Below are 21,665 nucleotides of genomic sequence, written 5' to 3'. Positions count from 1 at the left end.
TTTTACGGTTCTAAATTCTGAAACGATAAATGGGTAAAATAATAGCAATTGCCAACCAAAAAGGCGGCGTAGGCAAGACGACAACAACGGTTAACCTTGCGGCTGCGCTGGGTGTGCTCGAAAAGAAGGTGTTACTGATAGATGCCGACCCGCAGGCCAACGCCAGTTCGGGCCTTGGCATTGACGTGGAAGGCGTTGAGATAGGCACCTACCAGATACTCGAGCACAGCAACACGCCTGCAGAGGCAACACTGGAATGCACTGCCCCTAACGTATGGGTGATACCCGCGCACATTGACCTTGTGGCAATTGAAATTGAACTTGTGGACAAGGAAAACCGCGAGTACATGCTGAAGCAGGCGCTGGAAAGCGTAAAGGATGATTATGACTACATCCTGATTGATTGTGCGCCCTCATTAGGCCTGCTGACACTGAATGCCCTTACCGCTGCCGACTCGGTGGTGATACCCATCCAATGCGAATATTTTGCACTCGAAGGGCTTGGCAAACTGCTAAATACCATAAAGAGCGTACAAAAAATACACAATCCTGCGTTAGACATTGAAGGCCTGCTCCTCACAATGTACGATTCGCGCCTGCGCCTGTCCAACCAGGTGGTAGATGAAGTGCAGAAGCACTTTAACGAGATGGTGTTCGACACCGTGATACAGCGCAACATCAAGCTTAGCGAGGCGCCGAGCTTTGGCGAAAGCATCATCAATTATGACGCGACAAGCAAAGGGGCGGTAAACTACCTGAACCTTGCAGAAGAAATTATAAAGAAAAACAGCACTAAAGTAGGTTTATGACAAAAGCTATAAAGAAACAGGCATTAGGAAGAGGATTATCGGCATTGCTTAAAGACCCTGAAAACGACATCAAATCGGTTGAGGACAAGAATGCAGATAAGGTGGTAGGCAACATCATAGAGCTTGAGCTTGATGCCATTGAAATAAACCCTTTCCAGCCGCGCACCAACTTCAACGAAGAAGCACTGCAGGAACTGAGCACATCCATCAAAGAACTGGGTGTGATACAGCCTATTACCGTGCGCAAGCTGGATTATAACAAATTCCAGCTGATATCGGGTGAGCGAAGGCTGAGGGCATCAAAGCTTGCCGGCCTTGCCACAATCCCGGCCTACATACGCCTTGCCAACGACAACGAATCGCTCGTTATGGCACTGGTAGAAAACATCCAGCGCCACGACCTTGACCCTATAGAAGTTGCGCTGAGCTACCAAAGGCTTATGGACGAGATACAGCTTACACAGGAGCAGATGAGCGACCGTGTGGGCAAAAAACGCTCTACCATTGCGAACTACCTGCGCCTGCTAAAACTGGACCCCATCATCCAGACGGGTATACGCGACGGCTTTATTTCAATGGGCCATGGGCGCGCCATCATTAACATTGAGGATCACGATGCTCAGGCGGACATTTACCAGAAGATTGTGAGCCGCAACCTTTCGGTACGCGAAACCGAGGCTTTGGTAAAAAGCTACCAGGAAAGCCTTAAGCCTGCGCCTGCAAAACCTGCCAAAGGCGAGCCTTTCAAAATAGAAGAAGAGCAAACCAAGGCCATAACCAGCTTTTTTGGAGCTAAGGTAGATGTGAAGGCTGACAGCAAAGGCAAGGGTAAAATAACCATACCTTTCCACTCGGAAGAGGACTTCAACAGGATCATCAAACTTATAAAAGGGTAGTGAGAAGCATACTTTCCATAGCCATATTGCTTTTGCTACTATCGCCGGCAGCTGTTTTTGGGCAGGATGATGACATTAAAGTCATCAATCTTACAAAAAATGACTCCCTGATGCTGAAGCCATACACCATAGACCCCCTTGCTCCAGGCAGGGCGGCGTTCTATTCGGCTGTCGTACCGGGCCTGGGGCAGATATACAATAAAAAATACTGGAAGCTGCCGCTGGTTTATGGCGGGATGGGTGTGAGCCTGTATTACTACTCCTTTAACAACGGTAAATACCACGAGTACCGCAATGCCTACAAGAACAGGCTGGCAGGAAAGCCGGTAACGGGTGAGCTTGCCCCATTGAGCAACGACATCCTCATCCGGGGGCAGAAGTTCCACCAGCGCAACCGCGACCTTTCGATGCTGATTACAGTGGGCATTTACATCCTCAACATCGTGGATGCCAACGTAGATGCGCACCTGAAGCAGTTCAACGTAAACGAAAACCTCACCTTTAAGCCGACTCTCGAGCAAAATCCGCTCGACATGCAATACAATGCCGGCTTTTCCATAAACTATCAATTTTAGAATACATGAAGATCGCATTATTGGGCTACGGTAAAATGGGAAAAGTAATAGAGCGCATCGCATTGGAGCGCGGCCATGAGATCGTACTCCGAAAGCGCAGCAGCGATACCTTCGAAGGCCTTAATGATGCCGATGCAGCCATCGACTTCAGTGTGCCGGATGCGGCAGTGGGCAACATAGCTGCCTGCCTTAACAGCGACATTCCCGTGGTATCCGGTACAACGGGATGGCTGGAACACTACCACGAGATGGCACAGTTGTGCGAAGAAAAAAACGGCGCATTCATTTATGGATCGAACTTCAGCCTTGGCGTGAACATCTTTTTTGAATTGAACGCCCACCTTGCCAAAATGATGGGTACCCTGAAGCAATACAGGGTTTCGATGGAGGAGGTACACCACACGCAAAAGCTCGATGCCCCAAGCGGCACGGCAATCACATTGGCCAAGGACATCATTGCCCACTCCGATTATTCGAGCTGGGCAATAGGCAACCCGAAAGAAGATGAGATATTCATTGATGCCAAAAGGATTGAGGGCGTGCCGGGAACGCACACGGTAACCTACGATTCTGACGTAGATTCGATAGAAATAAAGCATACTGCCCACAGCCGCGAAGGGTTTGCCCTGGGCGCTGTAGTAGCCGCAGAATGGCTAATGGGTAAAAAAGGCGTGTACAGCATGAAAGATGTGCTTGGCCTTTAGTAACATTTTTGAGAAAAAGATACTTATAGAAAAAATCAAGATACAATGACATTACTTCAGTGGTTCATTTTTTTCCTCGCAGTACAGGTGGTACATTTTGCAGGAACATGGAGATTATATGAAAAAGCCGGTAAAAAGCGCTGGCAGGCGGCAGTGCCGGTTTACAACGCCGTAGTGCTGATGGACATCATCCGCAGGCCGAAATGGTGGACGATACTGCTGTTCATCCCGATTGTAAACCTTATCATGTTCCCGGTAGTTTGGGTACAGGTGCTGCGTGCATTCGGCAAAAGGTCGGCTACCGATGCTGCGATAGGCATCGCCACGCTGGGGCTGTACATTTTCGCCATCAATTATAACGACAAAACCGCCTACACTCCGGAAGAAGAAGAAGAGCGCAAGGACAGTACGGTAGGTTCGCTGCTGTTTGCCATTGTGGTGGCAACCATCGTGCATACGTATGTAATGCAGCCGTTTACAATCCCTACTGCATCGTTGGAAAAAACACTATTGGTGGGCGACTTCCTTTTTGTGAGCAAGTTCCACTACGGTGCCCGTACGCCAATGACCACCGTTGCCGCACCGATGGTGCATGACAGCATACCGGTGATCAATACAAAATCGTACAGCAACTGGCCACAGCTGCCGTATTTCAGGCTGCCCGGATTTGAAAAGGTAGAAAAGAATGATATAGTGGTATTTAACTGGCCGATAGATACGGTTGTAAAATTCAGGGACAGGTCGGGTGTACGCGTTAAGAAGCCAGTAGACAAGAAATCGAACTATGTAAAGCGTTGTGTAGGTACCCCGGGCGACACATTCGCATTGAAAGGTGGGGTAGTTTATATCAATGATAAAGAATTAAAGCTAAGCGACAGGGCGAGGCTGCAGCATGTTTATTTTGTTACAACCAAAGACGGTAATATGCTTGATGCCAAATACCTGGTTGATGAATTACAGATAAACAGGTCAGACTTCGGTTATGACTCAAGCAATAACCGATATGTTTTCAGAGCTTTAACAGGTGAGAACGCCGACAAACTAAAAAACAATCCACTTGTAACAAGTGTGGAAAAATATAAATTTACTTCCAACCCGAATGCGGGAGATACTTCAATATTCCCGCACACAAGACCGGATTGGACCCAGGACGACATGGGGCCGATATACATTCCGCAGGAAGGAAAGACCGTTGAGCTGAATAACGAAACGCTTCCTTTCTACAAAATGGTCATAACGGATTACGAGCACAACACGCTTGAGGTAAACGGTAACCAAATCCTGATCAATGGCAAGCCTGAAACAACTTATACTTTCAAACAGAACTATTACTGGATGATGGGTGACAACCGCCACAATTCAGAAGACAGCCGCTATTGGGGTTTTGTTCCGGAAGACCATATAGTGGGTAAGCCGGTATTCGTGTGGATGAGCATCAACGGGGAAGAATCGTGGAAAAACATTGGCAAGAAAATCCGTTGGGACAGGATGTTTACTACTGTAGGCGGTGATGGCGAGCCGGTGTCATATTTTAAATATTTTGTTATTGTAGTGGTGCTATGGTTTGGATTCAGCTATTTCAGGAAAAAGAAAAAAGAGAAAGTTTAATTTGGTTATTTGTGGATTTGGTTATTTGACCATCAGCACGCAATAGGTCACCAACTTAAAATTTGCATTATGTATGTATATTCATTTGAAAAGTTGGACATGTGGGTGGAGTCTAAAGAATTCACGAAGGTAATTTATAAAATAACTTCATCATTTCCTGATTCCGAAAAATTTGGATTAACAAATCAAATACGACGTGCAACAGTCTCAATTTGTTCGAATATTGCAGAAGGGTCGGCGAGAAGCACATTTAAAGACAAAGCCCATTTTACTACAATGGCATTCGGATCGTCAGTAGAGGCTCTAAATCAATTAATAATCTCTTTTGAACTGGGCTTTGTGACAGAAAAAGATTATTTGGATTGCAGATCACTGCTCGAGAGTATAACCAATAAGCTAAATGGCTTGAGAAATTACCAGCTCGGGCAGATCAAATAACCAAATCCACGAATTACTGAATGGACATTCTAATACACTCGACATATTTTCCCTCCATAAGCCATTTTGTGGCGATTGCACAGGCCGACAAGGTTGTTTTTGAGGTGGAGGACAACTTCCAAAAGCAGACCAACCGCAACCGGATGTACATATACAGTCCTAATGGTGTACAGCTGCTCAACATTCCCGTGAAGCATAGTGCCGACGGCAACAGGCAGCTGTTTAAGGATGTTCGAATAGAACCGGCGTTCGACTGGCAGAAACAGCATTTCAAGTCGCTTGAGGCGGCCTATCGGTCCTCTCCTTTCTTCGAATATTTTGAGGACGACATACGCCCGGTATTCGAAAAAAAGCATGACTTTATGATGGACCTGAACTTTGAGATCATGGATATCGTGACCTCCTGCCTCGGGATGGATTATAACCCTGAAAAGACGGTGGAATATTTCCGTGAGGCGAATGGGCTGCAGGACTACCGCTACCTCGCAGACGGAAAGAAGGATAAATCCCAATTTGAGCCGTATACGCAGGTGTTTGGCGACAAGCACGGTTATATCAATAACCTGAGCATATTGGACCTATTATTCAACGAAGGGCGGTATGCATTGGAGTATTTGAAAAAGCAGGGATTGTAGTTTACCATGTTGCAATAAAAAAGCCACTCATCATAAAGTGGTTTTTCACGGGGTTTAATCTTTCTTATTTTTCTTTTCCCTTTTCTCCTCTTTCTTTTCCTTTGCGGTTTTAAGAGGCTCTTTCTTTACATTCTTTTTCGAATCCTGACTTTTTGCCATGGGTATAATTATTTGATTATAAATCTAATTTAATCAATTAACACCGAAAGAAAATGAAAAACAAGATATTTTTATATCCCCAGTTCTTTTATTACCTTTTCACTGAACAGCTTTGTTTTGATCGGGCCATCGCTGTTGTTCACAAACATCCATTTGCCATTAGAATCTTTATCCCATACGGCAACGGACTGCGACTTTTTGATTATGTTGAACGAGTTGTCCCTTTTATCGAAAGTAACATCATCGGTCTTAAGGTTGGTTTTAAAAGAAGCGAGTAAAAAGTCCAGCTCGCTGTCTGCTACAGGTTCCGTAAACCTCATTTTCATCGCAAGGTCGTAGGTAATGACACTGTATGACGCATCGTCAATTTTTTTAATCTCTCCGAAATTAAAGCGGGGTGCAACCGGCGCAATTGTAATGACAAACCCGTCCCCCTTGGTCATACGCTGCATTATCTCCACCATTTTTTCGCGCGGTACCAGGGTAAAGATTTTTGGATGGGTAAAATCCATAAGCTTTTCATATTGTTCCGATGCCGTGTAGCTGTAATTGAGTACCGTGCGTTCCTCCAGGGATTTTTTATCCTGGGCGAATGTGTTTAGCGAAGTAATAAGCAAAACCGAAAAAAGGAAGGATTTTTTCATATTGTAAATTTTGGTAAAGATAGTCATAGGAATTAAAAATACTGTTCCATTTCGACGAAGGAGAAATCTCGGTAAAAATAATTTGCTTTGAGATTTCTCCTTCGTCGAAATGGAACAGCGTAATATTAAAAGGAAGTTACCTGCTCAGGTACATTTTCCTTCTTGAGTACAGCTCGTAGAACTGGTCGTCCTTCAGGTCATCGATAAAGAGGATGCTCTCCCCTGTCGATTTCATTTCAGGACCCAGCTTCTTGTTTACGCCCGGGAACTTGTTGAACGAGAACACCGGCTGCTTGATGGCATAACCCTTCAGCTGCGGGTTGAAGGTAAAGTCGGTTACCTTGTTGTGGCCCAGCATTACCTTTGTGGCGTAGTTCACATACGGCTCGCCATACGCTTTCGCGATGAACGGCACGGTGCGCGATGCCCTCGGGTTGGCCTCGATGATGTACACCGTATCGTCCTTAATGGCAAACTGTATGTTGATCAACCCAACCGTTTTCAGGGCAAGGGCTATCTTCTTCGTATGGTCTTTTATCTGCTGCATTACGAACTCGCCCAGGTTGAACGGCGGCAGTGTCGCATTTGAGTCGCCCGAGTGCACCCCGCACGGCTCTATGTGTTCCATGATCCCGATGATGTACACGTTCTCGCCGTCGCAAATCGCATCGGCTTCAGCCTCAATGGCACCATCGAGGTAATGGTCGAGCAGCAGCTTGTTGCCCGGTATGTTTTTCAGAAGGTCGATAACGTGCTCTTCAAGTTCCTGCTTGTTGATCACGATTTTCATGCCCTGGCCACCCAGTACGTATGATGGGCGTACCAACAGCGGGAAGTCTAGCGTATCAGCCAATTTTGACGCTTCGTCAGCATTTTCGGCTACCCCGAATTTAGGGAAAGGTATATTCAGTTCCGATAGCAGTTCCGAGAAGCGCCCGCGGTCTTCAGCAAGATCGAGTGCGTCAAAACTGGTACCCAATATTTTGATTCCGTAGCGGTCCAGCTTTTCGGCCAGCTTAAGCGCTGTCTGCCCACCCAATTGCACGATAACGCCTTCCGGCTTTTCGTGACGGATAATGTCGTAGATGTGTTCCCAGAATACCGGTTCGAAGTAGAGCTTGTCGGCGGTATCGAAATCGGTCGATACGGTCTCCGGGTTACAGTTGATCATGATCGTCTCGTAGCCGCATTCTGATGCCGCCAGTACACCATGCACGCACGAGTAGTCGAACTCGATGCCCTGTCCTATCCTGTTCGGCCCGGAGCCCAGCACCACTACTTTTTTCCTGTCCGATACAATACTTTCGTTATGCACGTAGCGTGTACCGTCGGCCTTCTCGATCTCGGCCTCAAAGGTAGAGTAATAGTAAGGTGTTTTTGCCTCAAATTCAGCCGCACAGGTATCCACGAGCTTGTAGACGCGCTTCACGCCCATCTCCTCGCGCAGGTTGTACACCTGGCTTTCCAGGCAGCCCATCATGTGCGCGATCTGCCTGTCGGCAAAGCCTTTTTGCTTGGCTTCCAAAAGCAATTCTTTCGGAAGGTTGTCTATTTTGAATGTCGAGATTTCCTTTTCAAGCAGGTACAATTCTTCGTACTGCTTCAGGAACCACATATCGATCTTTGTTATTTCGTGGATGCGGCTCAACGGGATACCCATCTGTATCGCATCGTATATTACAAACACCCTGTCCCAACTTGCATTGGTCAGTTTGTCGATGATCTGCTCGTAATTCTTATAGCCTTTACCGTCGGCGCCAAGGCCATTGCGTTTAATTTCCAGCGACTGCGTAGCCTTGTGTAATGCTTCCTGGAACGAGCGCCCTATGCCCATCACCTCGCCCACCGACTTCATCTGCAGGCCAAGGGTACGGTCGGCACCTTCGAACTTATCAAAGTTCCAGCGCGGTATCTTTACGATCACATAGTCAAGCGTAGGCTCAAACAGGGCCGAAGTTGATTTGGTGATCTGGTTTTGCAGCTCGTCAAGGTTGTAACCCAGTGCCAGCTTCGATGCGATCTTGGCGATCGGGTAACCTGTTGCTTTTGATGCCAGTGCCGATGAACGCGACACACGCGGGTTGATCTCAATGGCAACGATGTCTTCTTTTTCATCGGGGCTTACGGCAAACTGCACATTACAGCCGCCCGCGAAGTTCCCGATACTGCGCATCATTTTTATCGCCATGTCGCGCATTTTTTGATACGTTTTGTCCGATAGCGTCATGGCCGGCGCAACGGTAATACTATCGCCTGTGTGGATGCCCATCGGGTCCATGTTCTCAATGGAACAGATGATCACCACGTTGTCGTTCTGGTCGCGAAGGAGCTCCAGCTCGTATTCCTTCCACCCTAAAAGCGCTTTATCTATAAGCACTTCGTGGATTGGCGAAGCCTCAAGGCCGCGGGTAAGCAGCTCATCGAAATCTTCTTTATGGTGCACGAAAGCCGCCCCGGTACCTCCCAGTGTAAAGGAAGGGCGGATAACCAGCGGGAAACCGAATTCCTGCGCGATCTCTTTCCCCTTCAGGAACGAGTTGGCCGTTTTGGCCGGTGCGGCAGGTATTTCAATCCTTTCAAGAAGCTGCTTGAACTGCTCCCTGTCTTCGGTAATGTTGATAGCATTGATGTCTACCCCTATCAGGCGCACATTGAAGTCGGCCCAGATGCCTTTTTCCTCTGCTTCAAGGCACAGGTTGAGCGCGGTTTGCCCTCCCATGGTTGGCAGTACGGCATCGATGTTCGGGTGTGCCTTTAAAATTTCGATGATCGACTTGGTGGTCAGCGGCTTCAGGTACACATGGTCGGCCATGGATGGGTCGGTCATGATGGTAGCCGGATTGGAGTTGATGAGGATCACCTCGATACCCTCTTCCCTGATGGAGCGCGCCGCCTGTGAGCCGGCATAGTCGAATTCGCAGGCCTGGCCTATGATGATGGGACCGGAACCAATGATCAGGATGGATTTGATGGATGTGTCTTTAGGCATTGTTTGTGTTGTCGTTGTTGTTTATTGCGTGCAAATTTAGTGTTTTTTCTTCAGACCCCAGCCGTGTTTGTCCTCTCCCGACCCTCTCCAAAGGAGAGGGTGACGGGACGTAACACTCTTTCCGATTTTTTTTCTAGAAGCTGGGGTGAGGTCATTATAAAAAAAAGGCGTTACCAATACAGGTAACGCCTTTATGTATGCTTGTATCCAAACATTATTTTTTGTGCCTAGGTTCGCTTGAAACGGTTAGTTTATGCCTTCCTTTAGCCCTTCTGCGAGCAAGCACTTTTCTTCCATTGGCAGAAGCCATTCTTTCCATAAAACCGTGCTTGTTCCTTCTTTTTCTTTTCGATGGTTGAAACGTTCTCTTACTCATTGCTTTGTATCTTTAAATCTTATTGAAATATCTTACTGGGGCCAAAAGGAAAGCGCCTTTCCAAAACCGAGTGCAAATATACAAAGCTTTTTTTACCTCACAAGCAGTTTATTAAAAATATTTTTTAAATCTATACAACTGCTTTTATTACCTTTGCAACCGCAAAAACACACAGACATCATGTTCAATAAAAATATAAAGCTCGTTATTGCCGCATTATTATTGGCAACCGCGGTATGGCAATTTACCGAAGGAAACATTGGCAACGGGATATTCCTGCTGCTGATCATCGGCCTTGTGATACTGCTCTACTTTAAGAACGAGTACATCATCATGGCGTTCCTGCAACTGAGGAAGCAGAACTTTGACGGCGCCAACAAATGGCTCGATAAAATAAAGAACCCGGAAAGCGCACTGGTAAAAAAACAACAGGGGTACTACAATTACCTGAAGGGGCTTATGCTTTCGCAGACCAACCTTACCCTTGCCGAAAAACACCTTAAAAAGGCGGTGGAACTTGGCCTGAGCATGGACCAGGACATGGCGATGGTAAAGCTGAACCTTGCCGGCATTGCGATGAGCAAGAACCGCAAGATGGAAGCCGAAAAGCTTTTGGCCGAAGCCAAAAAACTTGATAAGCACGGCATGCTGAAGGACCAGATAAAAATGATGAAGGACCAGATGAAGAAAGGCCCGCAGGTGCAGATGAGAAGATATTAAGAATGACCGTCCGGAAGGGCGGTTTTTTTATGCTTTTATTTTTACATTTGGCTAATGGCAAAAACTTATGAAATACTAAAACACCTTCCTGCTACAGGTCCAATGTACGTGACGGTTAACGATGGCAGATCATACGACCCAGACTATTCCGAGGGATTTGTTGTGAAATTTTTCAAATCCAATGGCCATGAATGGGTAGCCAATTTTAAAACCGGAATAAAGAAATTCAACACTGTAATTGAACTTTCAGAATCAAAACTACTAGTCATTGCCGGTGGTGCTGGTTATATAATGAATCCGGAACAGGAAACACCTTTGTCGGTTTTAGAAAGCAATTATAATGGCGCACTTCCATCAAGCAAAGGCCAAATAATAATGTATGACGATATGCAGTTAACTATTCTTGAAAAAAATAGCAGTGTTTGGATTTCGGAATATATTGCACTTGAAGGCTTTCAAAATCTTTCTCTTGAAAACAATATTTTGAAAGGACTTTATTCGGAATACGTATACAGCCACGATGAACCCGACTGGCTGGAATTTGCCCTCGATATAGATACTAAAAAAATCACTGGTCTAAAAACAGCGCCATAGTATAAAACCATGGTGGAAAATATGGTAATCAATCAAAAATCAAAAATAGAAAATGAACACTCCCCTCACCCTCATTGGCCTGAAACTCGGCTACAAGACCACCAACAAAAACGAAAAAGCCATGGAAGACTGTGGCGCGCTGTGGCAGTCGTACATGGGCGGGTTTGTGACGAATAAGATACCTAATAAACTTAATGACGATACCTATGCCGTGTACTTTGAATATGACGGCGACCACACCGACCCCTACTCCTACTTCATTGGCTGCCCGGTGGAAGATGGAACCGAAGTGCCTGACGGACTCGACAGCATTACCATCCCCGTACAGAACTATGAGGTGGTAACCGCCAAAGGCAAAATGCCGAATTGCGTAGCAGAGGCCTGGCGCGACATCTGGCAGCGCGACATTGACAGGGCCTATGGGTATGATTTTGAGATTTACCGCGGGAATATGGACTGGAACAATGCGGAAGTGGAGATTTATTTATCAGTGAAGTAAATCTGTGTATAAAAAACTGCCTCAAAATAATAAATTTTGAGGCAGCAGAATTTCAATAGTATTACTTCTGTGTTTTTAAAAGCATATGGTATGTGCGTTTAGCGTATGCTAATTCACTTTCCTTCTTTTTGCCATCTTTGGCATCCGGCCACTGGGCTTCTGCTATTACTTTATGGTTCTTATCATAAAATTCGTTGGCAATGCGCTCCTTTTCCGCAGGCTCTAATGTTTTTGACGAAATCAAAAGATTATAGAAACCGGCAAAATGTGCCAGATTGTCTTCAAGCGCCAATTGTTCATTGATGAAAAACAATTTTTGCTCTTCAGTCCCTTCATTGTAAACCCTCGGATTAATGATGATCATCCACATATTCTTAAGATTGGTCATGTAATCCGGTCTGGCACTACCTATGTCTTTTCTGTATTCTGCTTCAAGTTCGCTAACTGAATATTCAGCAGATTTTGTCAGGACACTATATATCAGCCTGTCCCTGGGAACTTCGCCTTTGGCATTTTCAGCAGAAACAGCTACACGGCTTGCGGGTTCCGCTAAATTTACCTCTTTTTCATCAGAGCACCCTACGATTACAGCTGTTGCAGTCAAAGCCGCACAACCTATAAAAATAAACATTTTTTTCATGATGTAAAATTTAGATTGTTAAGTTAAGATGCCGGTGGCCTGCAACATTCAGCCTGGGCTTCGGCACTTGTATCATAAACGGTAGTGGTACTCATGATGTAGCTACCTCTCCCTCCTGAAATCCAGGTAATCTTAAACGCATTTTTAGTACCGATAGCTCTCTCGTTGCAACATTCAACATTTTCCGTCCCCGGATCGAGAATTTCATATTCGATGGTTGTACCCGATGCCATACTACCGCACGAACATGTTAGGCTTTGCGGTAACACTGTAAAGGTTATACCGAAAAGCATTAATGTGGTTAAAATTTTTTTCTTCATAAAAATAAATAATTGGTTGATATACACGAAATTAAAAAAAAAAAAAAAAATCACCTAAATGTTAATGAAAAGTTAAAGAGGTTTTGTTAAGATATCGTTTCATATGGTTTTACACTCATATTGGTTATCTGATAATACATCACTGATTTGCTACAAATTTTCCTTACTTTTACTCCTCAGCAAAAACCATTTATATGCCCGAAACCATCACCTTATTACTCGCCTTTATCATTGCCCTTGCCATCGGGATATTTGTTGGCAAGGCTGTATTTTCATCCAAATCCGCTGCCGAAAAAAAGGTGCTGGAAGAACGCAACAACAGCCTGCAGATGCAGATTGAACAGGTAAGGCAGCAATCGCAAACCGAACGCCTGAACCTTGAAAAGCAAATTGCCCATACCCAAACCGAGCGCGACGACCTCCGCCAGGCTAAGGACGCACTTACAGTACAGCTGACCAAAAAGGAAACCGACTTCGACAACCTTTGGGAGCGTATGCGGGAGCAGCGCCAGGAGACGGATGAGCTGCGTGAGAAATTCACCAAGGAATTTGAGAACCTCGCCAATAAGATACTCGAAGAGAAATCGAACAAGTTTACCGAGCAAAACAAGGAAAACCTGAAAAACATCCTGTCCCCGCTACAGGAAAAGATTCACCTGTTTGAAAAGAAGGTAGAGGATACCCACAAAGAAAGTATCGACTACCATGCTGCACTCCGCCAGCAGATCATTGGCCTGAAGGACATGAACGAACAAATGAGCCGCGAGACCCTTAACCTGACCCGCGCCCTGAAAGGCGACACCAAAATGCAGGGCAACTGGGGTGAACTTATCCTCGAGCGTGTACTGGAAAAGTCGGGCCTTGAAAAGGGCCGCGAATATTACGTACAGCAAAGCCATGCTACTGAAGAAGGCAGCCGGGTGCAGCCGGATGTGGTCATCAACCTGCCGGATGGAAAAAAGATGATCGTCGACTCGAAGGTATCACTTGTAGCTTACGAGCGTTATGTCAATGAGGAGGACGATGTGCTGAAGGCTGTACACGTAAAAGAGCATTGCAACTCCATACGCCGCCATATTGACCAGCTTAGCGAGAAAAACTACCACGACCTTTATAAGATTGAAAGCCCGGATTTCGTACTGCTGTTCATCCCGATGGAGCCGGCATTTGCCTGCGCGTTGCAGGAAGATCCATCACTGTATAACAAGGCTTTTGAGCGCAATATCGTGATCGTTACCCCAAGCACGCTGCTGGCTACCCTGCGCACCATTGACAGCATGTGGACCAACCAAAAGCAGCAGGAGAACGCTTACGAGATAGCCCGCCAGGCCGGTGCGCTGTATGACAAATTCGAGGGCTTTGTAAGCGACCTGACGAAAGTAGGCAACAAGATGCGCGATGCCCAAAGCGAGTACCAGAATGCCATGGGCAAGCTTGTAGACGGCCGCGGGAACATCATCACCAGTATCGAAAAGCTGAAGAAAATGGGCGCCAAAGCGAAAAAGTCGCTGCCTGAAAATATACTGAGCCGTGCCTTGCAGCAGGAAGAAGACGGAAATATTGAAGACGAATTATTAAACCAATAAAAAATATTTTAACCACATAGATACATAGGCTATAGTTTCCGCGGAAAGGTTGTTATAGTCCACAAAGATGAAGCTACGCTTCAGCTATATGAAGGTATTTTTACTTATAACTATGTACCCGTGTGGTTAATGCACTCCTTATTGTTACTATGGAAATCTCAAAAAAAGTAAGTGCTTCAAAAATCACCATATCCGAACTGATGCTGCCCTCACACACCAACTTCAGCGGGAAGATACACGGCGGGTATATACTGATGCTGATGGACCAGATCGCATTTGCGTCGGCATCAAAATACAGCGGTAGCTATTGCGTAACAGCATCGGTAGATACAGTAGACTTCCTGAACCCCATTGAGGTGGGCGAGCTCGTGACCATGAAAGCCTCGGTAAACTACGTGGGCAACAGCTCGATGGTGGTGGGCATTCGGGTAACTTCGGAAAACATACAGACGGGCAAGGTAAAGCACTGCAACTCGTCGTATTTTACCATGGTCGCAAAAGACGATTCGGGTAAAAACGTTACCGTACCAAAGCTGATACTCTCGGGTCAGGAAGAGGTGCGCCGCTTTTGCAACGCCCTGAAGCGCATAGCCCAAAAGAAGGAGCATGAGCAGCATGAAACCAGGTTTGGTTACACCTCTGCCGAATCATTAGAGTCCTTAAAACAGTACCGGATAGTACTGGACTTGTAGCAGAAATTTTCACGCAGCCGCAAACCTCTCGGGATTTTTATATATTTGCCATCGGCTCAACCCATTAAAGGCAATGAAAAAAAACTACTTCTTACTACTATCACTCCTTACCATAGCATTAGCTATAGTGATATCCTGTGGCACCGACGACAGCAGTGAAGGAGAATATGAGCCGGTATCACCCGTAGTCCTGGACCTGGCCTCAGTGCCTTTCGACAGCCTTTCGAAATACAAATTCTTTGAGGGTGATATGAAAAACCTCCAGCCTGCTTATGGCGTGTTGCCTTATGACCTGAACAGCTCGCTCTTCACCGACTATGCACAGAAGAAAAGGTTTGTATGGATGCCGAAGGGGGTTGCGGCAACGTATAATGAGGACGGAAAGGTGCTTGATTTTCCTACCGGAAGCATATTAATAAAGAATTTTTATTACGAAAATACCATCCCAAGCGGAACGACAGTTATTATAGAAACACGCCTGATGATAAAAAAAGCTGAAGGATGGATTTTTGCTACCTATAAATGGAATGGCGAACAAACTGAAGCGGTGCTTAATGCAGGCGGTACGGTCAGGGTAGCATGGAACCACAACGGCAGTCCGCGAAACATTAACTACAAGATCCCTACTGCCATGGATTGTTACTTGTGCCACCGGAGTAATGACAGGGCGGTACCAATAGGCCCCAAGCCTCAAAACCTGAATAAGGCGTACAATTATCCTGATGGGGCCGAAAATCAGCTAACAAAATGGGTAAAAGCTGGATATCTTGCTGAGGGTTATTCTACAAACATTTCCACAACGATCGATTGGGAAGACACAACAAAACCTTTAGAACTCCGTGTACGCTCCTACCTTGATGCCAACTGCGCTCACTGCCATACCGATGGGGGCCAATGTCAGGGCACACCTTTAAAACTCGACTTTTTGCATACTGACAACCCTGCTAACCTGGGGGTTTGCATAGAGCCACAGGATTATGTAACAGGTGATCAGACACATTTGGTTGCAAAGCAAAATATTGAAATGTCGCTATTACATTTTCGCATGAGCACTAACGATCCCAATGAAATGATGCCCATTACCGGCCGTACGGTGATACATGCCGAGGCACTGGCATTGATAGAAGAATGGATAAATTCAATGGAAGGGACATGCCCCTAAACTTTATCCGCTTTTTTTGTATTTTGACGGATAAACTTTTAACACACAAGATACTAACATTTCTTTAACAAAACCTGCAAACAAAAGGTTAAAATATTATATTTGTTATCGTTTTACACAAATTGCTACGATAACGCTATGAAAAAACCTTACGCTTTAAAAATTTTATTGATTTTACTTCCATTCATTGCACTTACTTCATGCGGAGAAGATGAAGACTACAAAAGGGTCTCACCCGTTCAGCTCGACCTGAATGCCGTACCTTATCCCAAGCTTTCCGATTACAAATTTTTTGAAGGGGAAATGAAAAACCAGGATCCTGCCTACAAGGTTCTTCCCTACGACCTGAACAGCGCGCTTTTTACCGACTATGCGCATAAAAAAAGGTTTATCTGGATGCCCGAAGGCGTGAATGCTACCTACATTTCGGATTCGGAGACGTTAAACTTTCCTGTCGGCACTGTGCTGATAAAGACTTTCTATTATGATAATGTGCAGCCATCCAATACTACACGAATAATAGAAACCAGGCTGCTTATAAAAAAAGGTGATGCCTGGATATTTGCCAATTACATTTGGAACGATGACCAGACCGAGGCAGTACTTAATACCGACGGCAGCTATACTAATGTATCCTGGACAGAGAATGGAATTACAAAATCTGCTGACTACAGAATTCCTTCGCAATCGGAATGCCTCACCTGCCATAAAACAAACGACAGCCCTGTACCCATAGGCCCCAAGCCGCAAAACCTGAATAAGAATTTCTCCTACCCTGAAGGGCAACAGGACCAGCTTTCGCGATGGGTAGAAGAAGGTTATCTTGACGATAAGCCCAACGGGGTAGTATCGACCGTAGACTGGACTGATACAAGCAAGCCCCTGGATTTGAGGGTACGTTCCTACATTGATATCAACTGCGCTCACTGCCACAAGGAAAACTCACACTGCGACTATATGTCGATGCGTTTTGCCTTCAGCGAAACAGGCAGCCCTGAAAACCTTGGCATATGCGTACCCCCTCAGGACAACATTAACCCTTCGCTAAGTTATATTGTTGCGAAAAGAAATACGCTTCGCTCTGCCCTGGCCTACCGGATAAAGTCGGTGAACCCGAATGAGAGGATGCCTTTGCTTGGGAGGAGCATTGTGCATGAAGAAGCGGTTGCTATGATAACCGAATGGATAAATTCTATGGACAGCCCATGTCCGTAACATAACTACTAACTAAAATAATTGACTATGAAACAAATTTTTACCCTTGCCCTGTTGTGTATGGCTCCACTTGGTTTGCTTGCACAGCAGGACTGCGGCCATCCGCAGGTTGTTACCCCCGGTACTCACAGTGTCGCGCTGACGGCCGGCAGCCAGGTACCATCACCCATTTGTACCAACGGCACTAACAACACAATATCCAAAGGGGCATGGTTTGCCTACACCCCAACCGCGCTCCATACCACCACCGTAAGTACCGCGGCATCGATGTTTGATACACGCGTACACATTTACAGCGGAACCTGCGGCACGCTTAGCTGTGTGGGGGGCGATGATGATGGTGGCCCAGCCTATACCTCCATTGCAACCTTTATGGCCCAGGCAAATGTTACCTACTATATTGTTTTTGACAACAACTGGGAAGGAACAGGCGAGTACAGCGACAATTTTTCCTTTACCCTTACCGAAGCAGAGTTTATTGCTCCTGCCTTTACGCAGCAGTCTGTAAACATCAACGGGATTACAAATTGCGTTGTCGACATGAACGGCGACTACCTTGACGATATTATTGGGGTAGACAACGGCGTAGTCCATATTTTATACCAGGCTGCAAATGGAAGCGGCTTTACACCGGCCAACCTTACTTCGCCCAACACGATGAACATGCCCTACTGGAGCATAGCCGCAGGCGATTATAATAAAGATGGGTTTAACGACCTACTTTACGGAAGCGGGGGCGGGGGAACAGTAATGCTCTCTAACAGCACCGGAACGGCATTTGACGCTAAGCTTGACACACCTGAAAGCTTCCTTGCGCAACGTACCAATTTTGTTGACATTGACAACGACGGTAATCTTGATGCTTTCATTTGCGATGACAATGCCGCAAACGTATATTTTCTTAATACAGGTAACGGAGGCGGGAGCTTTAAGCGAAGCGGCATAAATGGTGCACCCGACCTTGGGGTTTACTTTTCAGGCGGAAACTATGCCTCTTTATGGACTGACTACGACAATGATGGTGATATCGACCTGTTTATCGCTAAATGCAGGGGAGCAAACAATGATGCAGCCAAAGATGAACTGCACCGCAATAACGGCGACGGAACCTTTACGAACGTAGCCCAGGAACTCGGCTTTGCAGACTTCCATCAGGCATGGTCGAGCGCATGGGGGGATTTTGACAATGACGGCTACATGGATGTACTTGTGGGAAGTAATGCCGGACTTGACGGATCACTGTTTACGCAAAAGCTTATGAAGAATAACGGCGATGGTACTTTTACTAATATTACCACCGGCTCGGGGCTGGATACTTTTACAGGGACCAGCAGGGACTATGTAACCCATGACTTCAACAATGATGGCTTTTTAGATATACTTGGCGGAGGGCATTATATTTTATACAATAACGGCGACATGACCTTCAACATTGTAAATGTAGCGCCCGGAACCGGCCCTGTAGGCGACCTTAATAACGATGGTTTTTTGGATATACAAAACGGAACTACATTGCACTTGGGGTATGATAATGGCAACAACTGGCTGAAAATACACCTTAAGGGCGTGCAAAGCAACAGCAACGGCATCGGTGCCCGTGTAGAAGTATATACATCGCCTGATCATAAGATGATTCGGGAAATACGCAGTGGCGACGGCTTTGAATACATGGGGTCGTTGAATGCCCATTTTGGACTCGGAACCCATGAAACGATTGAAAAAGTTGTCGTTAGATGGCCTTCAGGGACTGTGGACGTGATAGAAAATGCCGTTATAAACCAGTCGCTGTTAGTGGCAGAAGGGGCATTTCCGCTTAGCGTGGGCGAAGCGGGCAGGGAGCTTTTCAGCCTGTATCCCAACCCAGCCAAAGATGTCCTGAACATTAGCGGCGACAATCTTGACATTGTAAAAGCAAACATCTACGACCTGACAGGCAGGCTGGTAAAAACGGCTGATGTAAATGACGCAACAGTGCCGGTACAACAACTGGCTAAAGGCACATACATCATCATCCTGAATGATAAATCAGGAAAGCAACATACGGCAAAGTTTATTAAAGAATAGGAAAAATTTTATTTAAATATAATCCTGTTTCATAGCAATATGGAACAGGATTTGTTGTTAAACAAATAACCACCAACTCAATTAACACATGAAGCAAATTTTTACCCTCACATTAACCCTATTTTCATTATGGCTGCATGCACAGCAAAATTGCACCAATGCACTTGCAGTAACCCCGGGGATACATAATGTAACATTCATGAACGGGAGCCAAGTACCACAGCCTGTATGCGCCAGCGGAAGCAACAATTCACCATTTAGAGGCGCGTGGTATGCTTACACCCCAACAGAACTCCTTACGGCTCATGTAAGTACTGCCGGATCTGACAGCGATACACGGGTACACATTTACAAAGGAAGCTGCTCAAGCCTTGTATGTGTCGGCGGTAATGACGACAGCAGTCCCGGCTACTATACATCCTTTGCACAATTTACCGCTGAACCCGGAATAACCTATTTCATCGCTTTTGACGACAACTGGGACAGTGATGACTTTTCCTTTACGTTAGGGGAAAATGAATATACTCCACCCTTATTCACCCCATATCTTTTAAATAGCAACATTGAAGGGTACAGGCGCTATGTTGCAGACATGAACGGTGATTACCTTGATGATATTATCTTTCCAAATTATGCGGGCAATTTGGTAGAAATAATGTATCAAAGATATGATGGTAGTGGCTTCGATATGGGAACACTAACGAGTACAGAAAATAGCATGTCGAACTATAATCCATCCTGGAGTATTGCAGTAGGAGACTATAATAATGACGGTTTAAATGACTTATTATACGGAAGCCAGGGAGGAGCAATGGTATTACTTACGAACTCTACCTTAACTTCTTTTGATACATTAATAAAGACCCAACAGTATGTTTTCTCCCAACGAACTAACTTTGTAGACATTGACAATGATGGTAATCTGGATGCGTTTGTATGCCATGACACAGGCGCTAACATTTTTTTGATGAATGATGGAAACGGTGGTGGCATTTGGAAACAGAGTGGTGTTAACGGTGCTCCCGATTTGGGATCCTATCCTACAGGAGGTGATTACGGATCGATATGGACAGATTACGACAGTGATGGCGACATTGACCTGTTCATAGCCAAATGCCAGGGGGCAAATAATGATGCTGCAATAGACGAACTACACAGGAATAATGGCGACGGCACTTTTACTAACGTAGCCGATGAACTTGGCTTTGCAGATTATCATCAATCCTGGGCTAGCGCATGGGCCGACTATGACAATGATGGAAACATGGACGTACTTGTAGGAGGACACACTTCCCTCAACGTCGGCAACATAATAGTGACCTCATCTAGTAAATTAATGAAGAACAATGGGAATGGCACATTTACCAATGTAACCCTAGGGTCGGGTTATGATACGCTCACTACGACAAGCCGTGAATACCTGGCTCATGATTTTGACAACGATGGTTTTGTAGACATCATTGGCGGAGGAAGTGCTGTTTCAGGGATAGGCAACATAATAATGTACAATAATGGCAATTTCTCTTTCAGCCCGGTTATAGTACCTTTCCCTCCCGGCCCTGTGGGCGACCTGAATAATGACGGGTTTCTTGATGTTCAAAATGATAATAAAATCTATTTTGGGCACGATAACGGCAACAATTGGCTCAAAGTAACCCTTCGCGGAACAGAAAGTAACCGAAATGGCATTGGTGCCCGAGTGGAAGTATTTACCAGCGCTACAGAGAAACAAATTCGTGAAATAAGAAGTGGTGACGGATTCCAGTACATGAGCACGCTCAATGCCCATTTTGGACTTGGGTCAAACGAAGCGATAGATCATGTTGTCATTAAATGGCCTTCGGGAATCGTAGACACTATTGAAAATCCGGGTGTGAACCAGACAATTCACATCGTAGAAGGAATAGGACTGGGCCTTACCGAAAAAAACAGCCCGACGATTTCACTTTACCCTAACCCTGCGAAAGACCTGCTGAGCATCAACGGTGCCAGCCTTGACATTGTAAAAGCAAACATCTACGATCTGACAGGCAGGCTGGTAAAAACAGCTGATGTAAATGACGCAACAGTGCCGGTACAACAACTGGCTAAAGGCACATACATCATCATCCTGAATGATAAATCAGGAAAGCAGCATACGGCGAAGTTCATTAAAGAGTAATTTTTACTTATAAAATTATCATCCCCGTTTTGCATTGCGTAAAACGGGGATTTTTTTAACATTGTCTCGTCCTGAAAAAAGTTGACTAATAAATGTCAATATTATGAAAAAGCAGGATTCTAAGGGGACAGGTTTATCCCCGAGTATTAGGTACAGTGAAGCCTTTAAACGAGCTGTTG

General features: G+C 45.6%; 21 protein-coding genes. 16 read left to right on the top strand and 5 right to left on the bottom strand.

The window, feature by feature from the left end:
• The first annotated feature begins 29 nt into the window (after positions 1-29).
• The 7 genes from OGH69_RS16220 (at position 30) to OGH69_RS16190 (ending at position 5,665) form a co-directional block, all read left to right on the top strand.
• Positions 30-809, top strand: coding sequence for a ParA family protein (locus OGH69_RS16220; protein WP_265175541.1), 780 nt, complete (start codon positions 30-32; stop codon positions 807-809).
• Positions 806-1,705, top strand: coding sequence for a ParB/RepB/Spo0J family partition protein (locus OGH69_RS16215; RefSeq protein WP_265175540.1), 900 nt, complete (start codon positions 806-808; stop codon positions 1,703-1,705). Before OGH69_RS16220 ends, OGH69_RS16215 begins: the two co-directional genes overlap by 4 nt.
• A complete protein-coding gene (locus OGH69_RS16210) occupies positions 1,705-2,280 on the top strand; it encodes a DUF5683 domain-containing protein (protein WP_265175539.1) in 576 nt (191 codons plus the stop codon). The genes OGH69_RS16215 and OGH69_RS16210 overlap by 1 nt, the downstream gene beginning before the upstream one ends.
• Before the next feature lie 5 nt (positions 2,281-2,285).
• Complete coding sequence (gene dapB, locus OGH69_RS16205) at positions 2,286-2,984, top strand: 4-hydroxy-tetrahydrodipicolinate reductase (RefSeq protein WP_265175538.1); 699 nt, start codon at positions 2,286-2,288, stop codon at positions 2,982-2,984.
• Positions 2,985-3,029: 45 nt separating this feature from the next.
• Positions 3,030-4,592 carry a signal peptidase I gene (gene lepB, locus OGH69_RS16200; RefSeq protein ID WP_265175537.1) on the top strand — a complete coding sequence of 521 codons (1,563 nt, stop codon included), beginning with the start codon at positions 3,030-3,032 and terminating at the stop codon, positions 4,590-4,592.
• 69 nt (positions 4,593-4,661) lie between these two features.
• Positions 4,662-5,030 (top strand): four helix bundle protein, encoded by a 369-nt coding sequence (locus tag OGH69_RS16195; protein ID WP_265175536.1) that lies wholly within the window; start codon positions 4,662-4,664, stop codon positions 5,028-5,030.
• 20 nt (positions 5,031-5,050) lie between these two features.
• Entirely contained in the window at positions 5,051-5,665 is a 615-nt protein-coding gene (locus OGH69_RS16190; RefSeq protein WP_265175535.1) for a WbqC family protein, read from the top strand.
• A gap of 230 nt (positions 5,666-5,895) precedes the next feature.
• On the opposite strand, the gene OGH69_RS16185 is transcribed toward OGH69_RS16190, so the two are convergent.
• From OGH69_RS16185 to rpmH, 3 genes are all read right to left on the bottom strand, one after another.
• Positions 5,896-6,468: a hypothetical protein gene (locus tag OGH69_RS16185; RefSeq protein WP_265175534.1), complete on the bottom strand. Its 573-nt coding sequence runs from the start codon at positions 6,466-6,468 to the stop codon at positions 5,896-5,898.
• Positions 6,469-6,604: 136 nt separating this feature from the next.
• Complete coding sequence (gene carB / locus OGH69_RS16180; RefSeq protein ID WP_265175533.1) at positions 6,605-9,457, bottom strand: carbamoyl-phosphate synthase large subunit; 2,853 nt, start codon at positions 9,455-9,457, stop codon at positions 6,605-6,607.
• A gap of 214 nt (positions 9,458-9,671) precedes the next feature.
• Positions 9,672-9,833: a 50S ribosomal protein L34 gene (rpmH, locus tag OGH69_RS16175; RefSeq protein WP_026979292.1), complete on the bottom strand. Its 162-nt coding sequence runs from the start codon at positions 9,831-9,833 to the stop codon at positions 9,672-9,674.
• Positions 9,834-10,013: 180 nt separating this feature from the next.
• On the opposite strand from rpmH, the gene OGH69_RS16170 reads away from it, so the two are divergent.
• The 3 genes from OGH69_RS16170 to OGH69_RS16160 are packed head-to-tail and all read left to right on the top strand — an operon-like array spanning position 10,014 to position 11,646.
• Positions 10,014-10,553 carry a DUF2892 domain-containing protein gene (locus tag OGH69_RS16170; RefSeq protein ID WP_265175532.1) on the top strand — a complete coding sequence of 180 codons (540 nt, stop codon included), beginning with the start codon at positions 10,014-10,016 and terminating at the stop codon, positions 10,551-10,553.
• A 54-nt stretch (positions 10,554-10,607) separates the two neighbouring features.
• Complete coding sequence (locus OGH69_RS16165) at positions 10,608-11,147, top strand: hypothetical protein (RefSeq protein WP_265175531.1); 540 nt, start codon at positions 10,608-10,610, stop codon at positions 11,145-11,147.
• Positions 11,148-11,199: 52 nt separating this feature from the next.
• Positions 11,200-11,646, top strand: a complete 447-nt coding sequence (locus tag OGH69_RS16160) for a GyrI-like domain-containing protein (RefSeq protein ID WP_265175530.1) — start codon at positions 11,200-11,202, stop codon at positions 11,644-11,646.
• Between the two features lie 61 nt (positions 11,647-11,707).
• Here the strand turns inward: OGH69_RS16160 and OGH69_RS16155 are convergent, their stop codons facing one another.
• Together OGH69_RS16155 and OGH69_RS16150 are read right to left on the bottom strand one after the other, a co-directional pair.
• Positions 11,708-12,286: a hypothetical protein gene (locus OGH69_RS16155; RefSeq protein WP_265175529.1), complete on the bottom strand. Its 579-nt coding sequence runs from the start codon at positions 12,284-12,286 to the stop codon at positions 11,708-11,710.
• 23 nt (positions 12,287-12,309) lie between these two features.
• Positions 12,310-12,606 carry a hypothetical protein gene (locus OGH69_RS16150; protein WP_265175528.1) on the bottom strand — a complete coding sequence of 99 codons (297 nt, stop codon included), beginning with the start codon at positions 12,604-12,606 and terminating at the stop codon, positions 12,310-12,312.
• Between the two features lie 194 nt (positions 12,607-12,800).
• Here OGH69_RS16150 and rmuC point away from each other — a divergent pair, with 194 nt between their 5' ends.
• The 6 genes from rmuC to OGH69_RS16120 all read left to right on the top strand — a co-directional run bounded on the left by rmuC (position 12,801) and on the right by OGH69_RS16120 (position 21,486).
• On the top strand, positions 12,801-14,192 hold the full coding sequence (gene rmuC, locus OGH69_RS16145; RefSeq protein WP_265175527.1) for a DNA recombination protein RmuC: 1,392 nt from the start codon (positions 12,801-12,803) through the stop codon (positions 14,190-14,192).
• 149 nt (positions 14,193-14,341) lie between these two features.
• On the top strand, positions 14,342-14,884 hold the full coding sequence (locus tag OGH69_RS16140; RefSeq protein ID WP_265175526.1) for an acyl-CoA thioesterase: 543 nt from the start codon (positions 14,342-14,344) through the stop codon (positions 14,882-14,884).
• 73 nt (positions 14,885-14,957) lie between these two features.
• A complete protein-coding gene (locus OGH69_RS16135; protein WP_265175525.1) occupies positions 14,958-16,046 on the top strand; it encodes a hypothetical protein in 1,089 nt (362 codons plus the stop codon).
• A 138-nt stretch (positions 16,047-16,184) separates the two neighbouring features.
• On the top strand, positions 16,185-17,261 hold the full coding sequence (locus OGH69_RS16130) for a hypothetical protein (protein WP_265175524.1): 1,077 nt from the start codon (positions 16,185-16,187) through the stop codon (positions 17,259-17,261).
• 27 nt (positions 17,262-17,288) lie between these two features.
• Entirely contained in the window at positions 17,289-19,325 is a 2,037-nt protein-coding gene (locus OGH69_RS16125; RefSeq protein WP_265175523.1) for an FG-GAP-like repeat-containing protein, read from the top strand.
• Between the two features lie 88 nt (positions 19,326-19,413).
• Positions 19,414-21,486 (top strand): FG-GAP-like repeat-containing protein, encoded by a 2,073-nt coding sequence (locus tag OGH69_RS16120; protein ID WP_265175522.1) that lies wholly within the window; start codon positions 19,414-19,416, stop codon positions 21,484-21,486.
• Positions 21,487-21,665 lie beyond the last annotated feature (179 nt).

This window comes from Flavobacterium sp. MFBS3-15 (assembly GCF_026107645.2).
In the GTDB taxonomy this organism is placed as follows: Bacteria; Bacteroidota; Bacteroidia; order Flavobacteriales; family Flavobacteriaceae; genus Flavobacterium.
The sequence above is the reverse complement of the archived record's forward strand: the minus strand, read 5'-3'. Positions and strand labels throughout refer to the sequence as shown.